This window comes from Bacillus sp. 2175, assembly GCF_057812155.1.
This window is the reverse complement of record NZ_CM173819.1, coordinates 1,287,682-1,300,397: the sequence shown is the minus strand read 5'-3', so window position 1 is coordinate 1,300,397 and position 12,716 is coordinate 1,287,682. Positions and strand designations below refer to the sequence as shown.

The window sequence follows — 12,716 nt, the reverse complement described above, 5'->3', positions numbered from 1 at the left end:
ATTGAAGTTTTAATTATAGTACTTCTCATTCTATTTTCTTCTGCCACTATTGTCAATGAATAAACCTTACAATCCATATCTTTATTTATTGCATTATCTATTTTTAGAATGTACATTACTTTTTCTTTTTTCTCTTTCTCCTTTATACTTTCTCCATCCAACATAAGTTAATGTGAAGAAAATAAGTCCCCCAGTAATTGTCATAAACCAAATGAGAGAGGGTGCAATTTCATCTTTTTTTACTGTGTGAAATATCTTTTGCAAATCCCCTTTAATAATCCCTAATTGCATTTGGCCGCCTTTCGTTTTTAACATAACGTTACGAAATTCATCTAAATAAGATAAATGAACATTTACACGCTGAACCTCGTTTTCTGGCAAAGCAATCATTAAGCTTGGATAAATAATATTGAATTCATTTAAAAACGTATTTAACGTTTGTTGAAACTGCCCAGCATCTTCTTTTTCCATCGCTTTTTCCATTTGAGAAAAGGCATCCATTACTTTCCTTTCTCTTTCCATCCAAAGTGGTTGATATTTCGATACTTGTGCATCAACAGCAAGTTGTAATGCCAGCACATTATCAATTTTAGCTTGCTTACCTAAACCTTCTTCAGAGAGCGATTGTTGCGCCTTATCGTAAGCTAAAGAAATAACTCTAACTTGATCTGGTGTTACTTCCTGCTTCTTTTCATTCCCCTTTATTAAAAATTGCTCCGAGAAATGTTGTAATACTTGTACCGCTTTTTCATCTTCATTACGCTTCACTAACTGTAACGAGTCGTCTAACAACCCTGTTAGCTCATTCCACTCTTCAGCATATATACGTAACGGAAACATTATAATTAGAAATGCTATCAATCCAATTAATGTTCTCTTCATCCCGGTCCCCCCTATAACTACTAGTACAAAATATGTTAATTTGGACAAGAATAGAACAGAACTAGACCGAAAAATATATTATCATTTTACAAAGAAAAAAATTCTCTTTAAGCAGAGAATTTTTTCTGTGACATCCTTTTCTTTTTTACGAAATATCGATATAAACTGTAACAAAGTATACTACCACCTAAAATGAATAATAAAATAGCACACGCAGCATGCATAAAGAACTCTTCTGGTAACATTAATATAATTGGATCTTTTTCAGGATCAAAAACCCAATAATCATTACTAAATAAAAGTTTATGGAATAATACAAAACTCTTTTCAAAATTAATAGCAATCGGTAACATAAGCGCTATCGGAAAAATGATTGTTAAAATCGATCCGTGCAGTAAAAACTTTTCATTTTTCTTTTTTAATAAATAAATTCCGCCTATCACTGCAATCATAATTGTCGCATACATCACATATTGAATCTTTACTAAAATATTTTTAACATCTACAAAATGAATACGGCCATTTGTGGACATATCTAATGTTGGCAAATGTAATGCTCCGTCATAAAACGGGGATAAATATGTAATAAGCACATCGTAATTTCTTTTAATTTCATCCTTCGTCATATCCGCTAAATCAGGAATATTTAAAAAATCAATTTCAAAATAATACAGCCATTTTCCATAGACAACTGCCGTTGTTGCGAGTGCAAAAATAGAAAATGCTATGCTATATGAAACAACTAAAGTAATCAATCGATCCAATATTTTTGTACCACTCTTATTTTTCTCCATGTTCTCCCCCTAAATGTTCTAACCATCATAAAGAAAATTGTTTCCTTTGCTCACGTAAGCAACAATAATATGTAATACATAGTACAGCAATACTTAACCAAAACGTAAAATAACCAATTTCCTCTACAAACAAATGCATAATTCCATATCGCGGCATTTGCCAAAATAAATAATCAATTGCATCGTTATGCAACGTCCACACAGCTGCTACTATAAAATGCCATTTTTTTATACGATAGAATGGAGCATATAAAAATCCTTGTACTGCCATCGCAAAGTGCGAAAGCATTAACATGTAGCCCATAAGGCCAATAGGCCCTTTTACGTAAATCATAATCCCGTTTACAACAACAGCCCAAATACCATATTTTATTAAAGTTACAATCGCTAACGCTTCTATTAATCCCCAGTTTCTCTTTGCCAAAAAAGCAATTAAAACAAAGACAAAAAAGAGACTCGCCATAGGACTATCTGGTACAAACGGCCAAAATATAGGTGACGTTTCTTTCAATTGATTTCCGTACCATATAAATCCGTAAATTGTACCTAATATGTTAACAATTAATAAAAATAATAATACCGAGCGTTGTCTTAACATTGCATACAAGTACACCAATCCGTATGTCCAACACCTTTCAAGCAAAGTAATTCATTCATTAAATCCTACTCTATTATAACAAACTTCATCCAACTAAATAGAAAAGCTGACTACAAATTTTGTAGTCAGCTTTTTATTATTTTTTATTATACTTTGCAACGAATTCCGAAAGCTTCTTCAGTTCCTCATCCGTACCTTTAAATACACCTTTAGGCATTGAACCTTTTCCCTCTTTCGCAATTTTAGCAATTTCTTCTGGCTTTAAAGTTAAGTTTTGCAGTGCCGGTGCTGCTGCCCCGCCTTGTAAATTGTCACCATGACATGTTAAACAAGTATTTTTTTGCATTAATTTATAGCCATCATCATTTTTATCAACTGGCGCTGTTTTTACAATTGCTCCTTGTTTTTTTGCAGCTTCCCAGTCGTGGTGTGCTACAGATTCCCAAGTTAAAAAGATAATCGATGCAATTGCTAAAAGCATAAATCCAGTTGCCACAGGACGCTTCAATGGACGTCTTTCTGGACCTCGATCAAGAAATGGAGCTAACAGTAATGCTCCAAACGCAATCCCTGGCATAATAAATGCTCCAATTACAGTAAATGAACCGGAAGCATACGAATACTTTAATAACTGATACAAGAATAAGAAATACCAATCTGGAAGTGGTATATATCCAGCATCTGTTGGGTCCGCCATTCTCTCAAGCGGCGACGGATGCGCCACTGTTAAACATAAATAACCGATTAAAAAAACTGCACCAACCATCCATTCTTTTAACAAGAAGTTCGGCCAAAATGCTTCTGTTTTCCCTGGGTATTCAGAATAGTCTTTTGGAATATTTGGTTTCCGAGCTACTGGTACCCGAGAATCTCCTACAAACTTCATCCCTTTGCCGCGATGCATAATCTCCCTCCTTTAGTTCTTTCCCCTTTAATTTAGCAATCTCTTATAGTGGACCGGAAATACCTTGTTTGCGAATCATGATGAAGTGGAAGGCCATTAAACCTAGAAGTGCTGCTGGTAAGAAGAAGACGTGAATAGCAAAGAAGCGAGTTAATGTTTGAGCGCCAACAATTTCGGAATGACCAGCGAGTAATGTTTTAATATAAGGACCAATGAGCGGTGTTTGCTCTGCAATTTGAATCCCTACTTTTGTAGCAAATAAAGCTTTCATATCCCACGGCAATAAATATCCGGTAAAACCAAGACCTAACATAACAAAGAAAATAAGAACACCAACAATCCAGTTTAACTCACGGGGCTTTTTATACGCACCTTGGAAGAAAACTCTGAGTGTATGTAAAAACATCATTACAATTACGAGACTAGCACCCCAGTGGTGCATACCACGAACAATTTGCCCATAAGCAACTTCATTTTGTAAATAGTAAACTGATTCCCAAGCATTTTTAATATCAGGCACATAATACATCGTCAAAAACATTCCAGATAAAATTTGAATTACAGTAACGAAAAAGGTAAGTCCTCCAAAGCAATAGACGAATGCAGAAAAGTGATGTGCCGGGTTTACATGTTCAGGTACTTCATGATCAGCGATATCACGCCATATTGGTGTAATATCCAATCTTTCATCCACCCAATCATAAATTTTATTTAACATCTACTTTGCACCCCCTCTTGGCTTCGCTTTTCCTAGATACAGCGTTCCATCTTTCACTTTAGACTCGTACACATCAAGCGGAGCAAGGGGTGGCGTACCTTTAATGTTAATCCCATCTTTTGTATAACGCCCCCCGTGACATGGGCAAAAGAATTGATTCGGATGTGCTTTGTCCGAATTCCAGTTAACTGTACATCCTAAATGTTTACATACTGGAGAGAACGCAACAATGTCTCCGCTTTCATCTTTATGAACCCAAGCCGATTTTGGTTCTTCAGACTTGTACCAACCATCAACCTGCTTCACTTTAAAATCGAAACGCTTCGGCTCTGTTGTAATATCCTTTACTTGCGCAACAGCAACCATATCTGTTCCCGCTTCTTTTCTTAACACCGGATCAAGCGCAAATCGCGTCATCGGCATTAAAATACCGGCAGCCATAAAGCCTCCTACCCCTGTGAGTGTGTAATTTAAAAATTGTCTTCTTGACACGCGATGTTCTTTGTCGCTCACGAAAATTTCCCCCCTCTATCAGAAATTGTCCCCTCGTGATAAATTATATAAAAAATAAAAACTAGGACACTATCATGATATAATACGCTCATGCACAGGTCAATATCATACTACTCATAATAATAAGAACTTTCTGTTTATTGCGAGTTTCCCCATTTCTCTTCCAACATCACCATTATATTTTTTATATGCGCATGAATAACTTCTCTTTTTGCTTGATCACTAAATTGTTCTAACGCTAATGAAGGAAACCAAAATAAATCTCCCTGTAACTCTTGCATATCCTCTTTCCATGAAAAATCACTTGTAACATAAGCAATATGCTTAAAACCTTCACTTCGTAAATGATTTGTCCATTCTTGCAAACGACCTTTTTCATTCTTTTGACTTTCTACCAAATACGTAAACGCAGGCAGTAAAAGCACTCTTCCTTTATACTCTCTTTCCAATTCCGTGCTCAACAATTCGATAAATTCACCTTGTTCTACAACCATTTTCATTTCTTTTGCTGCCGAAATTGATAACAGCGGTATTACTCCTGTATCAACATACTCTCTTGCTTGCTCAAACTGTTCTACATCTTTTACAATCCACTTCAAATCCCTTCCCTCCTTCACTTGCAAATGACAGAACTTTCACTTTATATATATTAAACCACACTAAAAGAGGTAAAAAAAGAAAAACTACCCAATATAGGTAGTTTTTCTTTATAAAAGTCTGAAATTTGTAAAAATTAATTAATCCAAATAAATTCTATAAAGTCTTTAACTCTGCCGTTAATCTATGAAACGCTTCCTTATCTTGCTTATCTAACGCTTCATCAATTTGTTTCAAAAGGCGTTCTCTCCTAAACGAAAATACACTTTCTTCCAAAAACCTTTCTGCAAGTAAACGATCTTTTTCATTTACTTCAATATGCTTTGGTAGATATGGGTTTTCTTCTAATACAGCTACATAATTCGCATTTTGAAACGATGATTTAAAGTTGAGTTGAATATAAATATCCTCATCTCGATTTAAACGAATATCATGAAACGATTTTTCAGCATCTGTTGTCATAACATTTTGTTTAAAAAAGTGAAACGGTGTGTCTTTCACACAATTCGCTGACATCACTAAGCCACGCGGACAATATTTTGCATGCTCTACGAAGTGGACTTTATGCATCAATTGGTCGTGACTCATTAAATAATTCAGAATCCATACACATTCACGCTGTTTCAGTTGGTAATTATTCAAAAACCATTTTACAAAATCCTTCTTCTCGTTTACAGAAACAGGGGTATTCATAGCAATTAAGTCCCTCCTCTGTCTTTCTCTTTTCTTTTTAGATTCAAGAAGCGGCATTCAGTTTCCTTCCAACTTATGAAAAATCCTCTAAATTATATAACAATTCTTCAATATGAATTTGTGTCGGGTCTAGTTGTAATAACTGGGTAAATACTTCTTTCGCCTCTTTTCGTTTTCCTTCTTCCAATAAGAAATAACCGTACTCTTCTAAGAAGTCTGGATGATTCTTAAAAGAAGTATATGCACTTTCATAGTGTTTTAATGCATCCGAATACATTTCTAATTGTTTTTTTGCATACGCAAGATCCCAAAGTAGTTGTGTATCTGGTTCTCCACTATCAATAGCACGCTCTACAATTGCAATTAACTCTTCGTACTTTTCTTGTCCTTTTAAGATATATGCATATTTTAATGTTGCACCTAAATGCCCTGGATCTAACTCAAGCGCTTTTTGAAGAACTTCCTCTGCTTCTACTATTTTCCCTAATTTCGCCGCAATGTTCGCTAACTCTACATAAAATGGAACTGAAAGCTCATCTACTTTAATTCCTTCATGAAGCGTTTCATAGCTTTCTTGAAGCATTCCTTCTTTTTCATAGCTTTTCGCTAAATACATGTACAGTGATGCGTACTCAGGGTCTAATTCTTTTAGTTCTTGCCAAGCACCAATTGCTCTCTGATATTCTTCACCTTGGTATAATGTAAAGGCATATCCAAATAATGAGTGAATATCTTTTTGTTCCTCTAGGCCTGCTTCATAATAAGAAATCGCTTCTTCCCAGTTTCCGATCGCGCTTAACGTTTCTGCGAGGCGAAGTGCGATCACAACACCACCCATTACTTTATGTTCCGCTAATAGCGATTCATAATAAGTAATTGCCTTTTGTTCTTCACCTTTACTACTATATAATTCTGCTAACCCAAACGTAATAACAGGTTCATCAGGCATCATTTCTTTCGCCTTTAATAGTTTTTGCTCTGCTACATCATCAAAACCTTGCATTTGGAATAAATCTGCAACAAGTAATAACGATTGAACATATAAATCGTCATTTTCTGGAATATCATGAAGCACTTCAATCGCTTCATCTTCTTTATCTAGATCAATATATAATTCTGCTAAAAATACAGTGAATTCACTTTCTTCTGGATACAGTAAACGTAAGTCTTCAGTAATTGCTAATGCCTCATCTGTAAATCCAAGCGTATGATAGTAACGAGCGATATCATACTTCTCTTCATCATTCGCAATTTTTAATTGTTCTTTTAATAATTGTAATCCTTTTTCCGCTTCACCATTTTCAATATATGAAACAGCTTGTTCAAACTTTTGCATAAACGTCTCCTTTAATTCTAAAAAATATTCTCTTCTGTTCATTTATCATAAGCAACTCACTGTTAGAACGCAACCTTTAGAATGAGCATACTTCTTCTTATACTTCTTCTTACAGAGTAGTTAATTGTTCAAAAGGTTCGGATATGACACCGATACCTTACCATCATCTTCTATTGTACCGCTTTCTTTTATGACCGTGCAAATAACTTCTCTCACTAATTATCGAGCCATACAAACCGTGGTTTACAGAATAACTTAATTAGCAGTCTTCAACCTTTATTTTGAATGCGATAAAAAAGGCTCCTATACTAGGAGCCTTCACAATCTCTTAAGAATATGTTTCTTCTTTCTGTACTTGCTCATTTACAAGCTCTTTCAGCAACTCTATAATTTCATCATTTTCTTCCTTCAAACCGACAGTAATACGAATACCATCATCGATACCAAATGCAGCACCAGAACGAACGATATATCCTTTTTTCATTAATCGTTCGAAAGCTTCATTACCCGGTATACCAAGTTTTAAGAAAATGAAATTTGTTTGGGATGGATAATAGAATACGTTATATTCTTTACAAAATGCATAATACTGATTTAAACCTTCAGCATTCTTTTGCACACAATCTTGTAAAAAGGCTTGATCTTCTAATGCAGCGAGTGCTACAGATTGGGCTACAGTTGATGTATTGAATGGTAACCTAGCTACTTCTAGCTGTCCGTTTAACTTCGCATCCCCAATCGCATATCCGATACGAAAAGCAGCTAAACCATATGCTTTTGAAAACGTGCGTAAAACCATAAGATTTTCATACTTTTCAAGAAGTGGTAATGTTTGCGGATAGTCTTCTGCTTCCGCGTATTCATAATATGCTTCGTCCATAATAACGAGAGCCGACTTAGGAACTGATTCTAAAAATGAAAGTAATTTTTGTTTCTCAACATATGTACCTGTTGGATTATTCGGATTACAAATCCAGACAATTTTCGTTTTCTCATCTACTTGCTCTAGCATTGCATCTAAATCGTGAATACCATCTTTAAGTGATACTTCACGAACTTCTGCTCCTTCAATAACAGCATGGTGATGATATTGTGAAAACGTAGGATTCGCCATTACAACGTTTGTTCCTTCATGTAGTAACGCTCGGCTAATCATTTGAATGACTTCATCTAATCCACTACCAAATAGTAGTTGTTCTGCTTTTACACCTAAATGTTCCGCTACTTTTGTCCGAAGTTCAAAGGCATATCCATCTGGATAAAGGGCATATTGGCTCGCTAAAGAAGTTAATGCTTCTGTCACACGTGCTGAACAACCGAATGGATTTTCGTTGGATGCTAATTTCACAATTTTTGATAAACCATATTCTCTTTTTACTTCTTCAATGTTTTTCCCAGGCACATACGCTCTCAAAGTTAACAATTGCTCTTTCACTCTCATTTTTCTTCCCCCAGTCATTTCATTCAATTTGATTACAATACGGTTATAGCCCCATGCCCATCAACTTAAGAATTTGCACTACCCCCAAGTGTCAAAAAACGTTATTCTTTCTAAAAAGCTAGCTAGAAAGGATGACATTTTTTATGAATCTTTCAATTCAAGATGAATTACAACTATTTTCTGAAGAGCTGTATCGTCATTTAACCCCTTCTCTTTTGGAAGAACTCGCTAAAGAATTAGGTTTTGTAAAAAGAAAACGAAAGTTTTCAGGAAATGAATTAGCTACCATATGTATCTGGGTCAGTCAACGTACAGCGAGTGATTCTCTCGTTCGACTATGCAGTCAATTACACGCCGCCACAGGCACTCTTATGAGTCCAGAAGGACTCAATAAACGCTTTGATAAAAAAGCGGTTGAATTTTTGAAATATATTTTTTCTGCATTATGGAAAAGTAAACTTTGTAAAACATCAGCCATTTCAAGTGCAGCACTCACGTATTTTCAACGAATCCGTATTTTAGATGCGACGATTTTCCAAGTACCGAAACATTTAGCACATGTATATCCTGGGTCAGGTGGTTGTGCACAAACTGCAGGTATCAAGATTCAATTAGAATATGACTTACACAGCGGACAGTTTTTAAACTTCCAGGTAGGTCCTGGAAAAAATAATGATAAAACATTTGGAACAGATTGCTTAGATACCTTACGGCCGGGTGATCTGTGTATTCGTGATTTAGGATATTTTTCATTGGAAGACTTAGATCAAATGGATCAACGTGGCGTGTGCTATATATCAAGACTTAAGTTAAACCATACCGTCTATACGAAAAATCCATTTCCAGAATACTTTCGAAATGGGACAATCAAAAAACAGTCACAGTATATCCAAGTTGATTTAGAGAACATTATGCACACGTTAAAACCAGGACAAACGTATGAAATAAAAGAGTCGTATATTGGCAAGAATCAAAGATTATTTACAAGAGTAATTATCTACCGATTAACAGAGGAACAAATACTGGAACGTAGAAAAAAACAAAGCTATACCGAAAGTAAAAAGGGGATTACATTTTCAGAAAAGAGTAAACGATTAACGGGTATCAACATATATGTTACGAATACGCCTTGGGAAGTGGTTCCGATGGAACAAATCCATGATTTTTACTCCCTCCGCTGGCAGATCGAAATCATATTTAAAACGTGGAAATCTCTATTTCAAATTCATCATTGGCAAACTATCAAACAAGAGCGATTAGAATGCCATGTGTATGGAAAACTCATTGCCATTTTTATATGTTCTTCCACGATGTTTAAGATGCGCCAACTTCTGTTGCAAAAGCACAAAAGAGAACTAAGCGAATATAAAGCAATTGGGATGATTCAAGATCATCTATCCCTGTTATATCAAGCGATACAGAGAAACACCCGTATAATAACAAAGGTTTTAATCCGCCTGTTTACCCTACTAAAGAAAAATGGCCGGAAATCCCATCGATATGAGAAGAAAACTATCTTTGATATTATGGGTGTTGTCTATGAGTATAATGGATTGAGAAAACAAAAGAAAGCTGCATAAGAAAAAAATGAAACCCGTTAGGGTTTATTTCGTATGCTCATTTTTAAGAGGATTATACTGTTTAAAAGTTTGTTCATTTCAATTAATGGAAAACCGTAGAGTTTCTATCCTTAAGTTGATGGGCATGGGTTATAGCCCCTTACTGTAATCTTTTGTCATAACCGTCACTATTACGAGAATACCTCTAAATGAGCACTTCACAGCACTTCGCTATCATTTTAAATCATATCTTTTTGAAATGCCTCTAACGCAATATGAACAGTCTCATCTGAAATAGATACGACATTCACTACCCCATATTCCTGCATAAGCACCATATGAATTGCTCCTGCATTTGCTTTCTTATCTTGTTTCATCAATTGAACGAGGCGCTCTACATTCAAATCCCTTGGCATTTTTGGATAGCCGTATTTCAAGAACCACTGCTTCATATCTTCATAAGCAAGATCAACCTTGTACACTTGCTCACTTAAAAATATGGCGAATAACATTCCAACCGCTACACCGTCACCGTGAGTAATATTTCCATACCCTAGCTCTTTTTCAAGAGCATGTCCTAACGTATGTCCAAAGTTCAAATGAGCACGTACACCCTTCTCTGTTTCATCTTGTGACACAACATTTGCCTTTACAGGAATCGCCTTCGTTAATATATGGATTAACTTCTCATCATGAAGATCCGCTAATGTTTGCACTTCTTCTTTTAACCAATGGTATAGCTCCACATCACCGATAAGAGCATGCTTTATCACCTCTGCATAACCTGAACGCCACTCTTTTTCAGGAAGAGACTGTAAAAACGGTGTATGATATACAACTGCTTCTGGCTGATGGAATGCACCAATCATATTTTTACCTAACGGATGGTTAATCGCTACTTTCCCACCCACAGCGCTATCGTGCGCTAATAAAGTTGTCGGAACCTGCACAAAGCGAATACCACGCATAAACGATGCAGCAACAAAACCAGCTAAATCTCCAATCATTCCGCCTCCAAGTGCAAGAATTAAAGAATTTCTATCTAATTTATTTTCAAGAGCTGACGTATGAGCCGCATAGAAATTTTCGAAAGACTTCTCTTTTTCGCCACTTGGTACAACAAACGAAAACACGTGCTGCTCTACTTGTAATGCATCGATAACTGTCTGTAAATGTAGTGATGCAACAGCTTCATCTGAAATGATCATTACGTTAGATACCGCTGGCTGCATATTTTGAACGATCGTTGTTAAGTTTGACAACGCTTCTTTACCAACATGTACATCATATTCTTTTGATTTCGTTTGAATATGTATGTTTCCCATTAAAATCCCCTCGCATATTCATTATGTTTCTCAATATTTTCACGAATTAGTTCCATACGATCTAATCCGAATTGTTCTATTAAAGCTGTCGCTAATTCCCAAGCCACAACCGCTTCTGCAACGACACTAGCTGCTGGCACTGCACAACTATCTGAACGTTCAATACTCGCTGTAAAAGGCTCTTTCGTATCAATATCTACACTTTGAAGAGGTTTATAAAGTGTAGGTATCGGTTTCATCACACCGCGCACAACAATTGGCATTCCAGTCGTCATACCGCCTTCTAGTCCACCTGCATTATTTGTTCTTCGTGTATATCCATGCTCCTCATCCCACAGAATTTCATCATGAACTTCACTTCCTGGTCTATGCGCTGCTTCAAAACCAATTCCAATCTCGACACCTTTAAAAGCATTAATACTCATAATTGCAGCTGCTAATTTCGCATCCAGTTTTCGATCATAATGCACGTAGCTACCTACTCCAATTGGCATCCCTTCCACAATTACTTCAACAATTCCACCAATTGAATCACCATTTGCTTTCGCATCATCAATCGCTTTCATCATTTGGTTACCAGCTTCTTCATCTAAGCAACGTACAGGATATGCTTCTGTAATACTCTTTAATTCTTCAATTGAACTATACGTAATCTCCTTAGCTTGTACACCGCCAATTTCAATTACATGGCCCGCCACTTTAATACCAAGTTCTGCTAACACCTTTTTAGCAACCGCACCAGCAGCAACACGCACCGTCGTTTCGCGCGCTGACGAACGTTCCAGTACATTCCTCATATCTCTATGACCATATTTAATCGCACCATTTAAATCAGCATGCCCAGGCCTTGGTTTTGTCACTTTCCTTTTCATCTCTTTTTCTTCTTGCTCAGTTAAAGGCTCCGCCCCCATAATTTTTGTCCAGTGTGCAAAATCACGATTTTCAACAACAAGTGCAATAGGGGAACCTAATGTTTCTCCATGTCTAACACCACTTAAAATTTGCACTTGATCCGTTTCTATTTGCATGCGTCTACCGCGCCCATATCCCTTTTGCCTTCTAGCTAACTCTTCGTTTATATCATCTGCTACTAAAGACAATCCTGCCGGAACACCTTCTATAATCGTTGTAAGTTGTGGACCATGAGATTCACCAGCTGTAATATATCGCATACGTTATTCCTCTTTTCGTATATGTATTTATCTCACTATATTAACTTTTATCATTCTAAAAATATTAAAGAAATTATATCATAAATCGACCATTTTCTTATTCTATATTTCCGATAGGCCTAATTTAAATATCAACATATCATAACAGCTCAAACTTCGTAACTAACTGAAAATAAAAAAGTGC

At 36.0% G+C, this 12,716-nt stretch carries 13 protein-coding genes; 1 reads left to right on the top strand and 12 read right to left on the bottom strand.

From position 1 onward, the window contains the following. Positions 1–93: 93 nt before the first annotated feature. The 10 genes from ypjB to hisC form a co-directional block, all read right to left on the bottom strand. The gene (ypjB, locus tag ACXKY9_RS07080) at positions 94–882 is read right to left on the bottom strand and encodes a sporulation protein YpjB (protein ID WP_000831583.1); all 789 of its coding nucleotides are present in this window, start codon (positions 880–882) and stop codon (positions 94–96) included. 107 nt (positions 883–989) lie between these two features. Further along, positions 990–1,676, bottom strand: coding sequence for a lipoprotein intramolecular transacylase Lit (lit, locus tag ACXKY9_RS07075; RefSeq protein ID WP_000414377.1), 687 nt, complete (start codon positions 1,674–1,676; stop codon positions 990–992). Between the two features lie 25 nt (positions 1,677–1,701). Next, the gene (gene lhaT, locus ACXKY9_RS07070) at positions 1,702–2,292 is read right to left on the bottom strand and encodes a lipoprotein heptaprenylglyceryl N-acetyltransferase LhaT (RefSeq protein ID WP_025967075.1); all 591 of its coding nucleotides are present in this window, start codon (positions 2,290–2,292) and stop codon (positions 1,702–1,704) included. 118 nt (positions 2,293–2,410) lie between these two features. After that, a complete protein-coding gene (qcrC, locus tag ACXKY9_RS07065) occupies positions 2,411–3,178 on the bottom strand; it encodes a menaquinol-cytochrome c reductase cytochrome b/c subunit (protein WP_000554603.1) in 768 nt (255 codons plus the stop codon). A 43-nt stretch (positions 3,179–3,221) separates the two neighbouring features. Beyond that, positions 3,222–3,896: a menaquinol-cytochrome c reductase cytochrome b subunit gene (qcrB, locus tag ACXKY9_RS07060; protein WP_000932700.1), complete on the bottom strand. Its 675-nt coding sequence runs from the start codon at positions 3,894–3,896 to the stop codon at positions 3,222–3,224. Beyond that, positions 3,897–4,409: a menaquinol-cytochrome c reductase iron-sulfur subunit gene (gene qcrA / locus ACXKY9_RS07055; protein ID WP_001280593.1), complete on the bottom strand. Its 513-nt coding sequence runs from the start codon at positions 4,407–4,409 to the stop codon at positions 3,897–3,899. It abuts the gene before it with no gap. 137 nt (positions 4,410–4,546) lie between these two features. Next, entirely contained in the window at positions 4,547–5,008 is a 462-nt protein-coding gene (locus tag ACXKY9_RS07050) for a YpiF family protein (protein ID WP_000871314.1), read from the bottom strand. 154 nt (positions 5,009–5,162) lie between these two features. Further along, a complete protein-coding gene (locus ACXKY9_RS07045) occupies positions 5,163–5,699 on the bottom strand; it encodes a ReoY family proteolytic degradation factor (RefSeq protein ID WP_001095925.1) in 537 nt (178 codons plus the stop codon). A 73-nt stretch (positions 5,700–5,772) separates the two neighbouring features. Continuing rightward, positions 5,773–7,035, bottom strand: a complete 1,263-nt coding sequence (locus ACXKY9_RS07040) for a tetratricopeptide repeat protein (RefSeq protein WP_001168673.1) — start codon at positions 7,033–7,035, stop codon at positions 5,773–5,775. A 328-nt stretch (positions 7,036–7,363) separates the two neighbouring features. Further along, complete coding sequence (gene hisC, locus ACXKY9_RS07035; RefSeq protein ID WP_001264024.1) at positions 7,364–8,476, bottom strand: histidinol-phosphate transaminase; 1,113 nt, start codon at positions 8,474–8,476, stop codon at positions 7,364–7,366. Between the two features lie 143 nt (positions 8,477–8,619). Between hisC and ACXKY9_RS07030 the strand changes: the two genes are divergently transcribed. Beyond that, complete coding sequence (locus ACXKY9_RS07030) at positions 8,620–10,056, top strand: IS4-like element IS231C family transposase (RefSeq protein WP_001053969.1); 1,437 nt, start codon at positions 8,620–8,622, stop codon at positions 10,054–10,056. 218 nt (positions 10,057–10,274) lie between these two features. Here ACXKY9_RS07030 and aroB read toward each other — a convergent pair whose 3' ends face one another. Continuing rightward, on the bottom strand, positions 10,275–11,360 hold the full coding sequence (gene aroB, locus ACXKY9_RS07025) for a 3-dehydroquinate synthase (protein WP_000526811.1): 1,086 nt from the start codon (positions 11,358–11,360) through the stop codon (positions 10,275–10,277). Beyond that, positions 11,360–12,532, bottom strand: coding sequence for a chorismate synthase (aroC, locus tag ACXKY9_RS07020; RefSeq protein WP_001269389.1), 1,173 nt, complete (start codon positions 12,530–12,532; stop codon positions 11,360–11,362). Before aroC ends, aroB begins: the two co-directional genes overlap by 1 nt. Between the last annotated feature and the right edge of the window lie 184 nt (positions 12,533–12,716).

Excerpts from the sequence above, each read along its gene's own strand:
- hisC (WP_001264024.1), bottom strand. The coding sequence starts at position 8,476 with ATGAGAGTGAAAGAGCAATTGTTAACTTTGAGAGCGTATGTGCCTGGG.
- qcrC (WP_000554603.1), bottom strand. The coding sequence starts at position 3,178 with ATGCATCGCGGCAAAGGGATGAAGTTTGTAGGAGATTCTCGGGTACCA.
- aroB (WP_000526811.1), bottom strand. The coding sequence starts at position 11,360 with ATGGGAAACATACATATTCAAACGAAATCAAAAGAATATGATGTACAT.
- qcrB (WP_000932700.1), bottom strand. The coding sequence starts at position 3,896 with ATGTTAAATAAAATTTATGATTGGGTGGATGAAAGATTGGATATTACA.
- ACXKY9_RS07040 (WP_001168673.1), bottom strand. The coding sequence starts at position 7,035 with ATGCAAAAGTTTGAACAAGCTGTTTCATATATTGAAAATGGTGAAGCG.
- lit (WP_000414377.1), bottom strand. The coding sequence starts at position 1,676 with ATGGAGAAAAATAAGAGTGGTACAAAAATATTGGATCGATTGATTACT.
- aroC (WP_001269389.1), bottom strand. The coding sequence starts at position 12,532 with ATGCGATATATTACAGCTGGTGAATCTCATGGTCCACAACTTACAACG.
- ACXKY9_RS07045 (WP_001095925.1), bottom strand. The coding sequence starts at position 5,699 with ATGAATACCCCTGTTTCTGTAAACGAGAAGAAGGATTTTGTAAAATGG.
- ACXKY9_RS07030 (WP_001053969.1), top strand. The coding sequence starts at position 8,620 with ATGAATCTTTCAATTCAAGATGAATTACAACTATTTTCTGAAGAGCTG.
- ypjB (WP_000831583.1), bottom strand. The coding sequence starts at position 882 with ATGAAGAGAACATTAATTGGATTGATAGCATTTCTAATTATAATGTTT.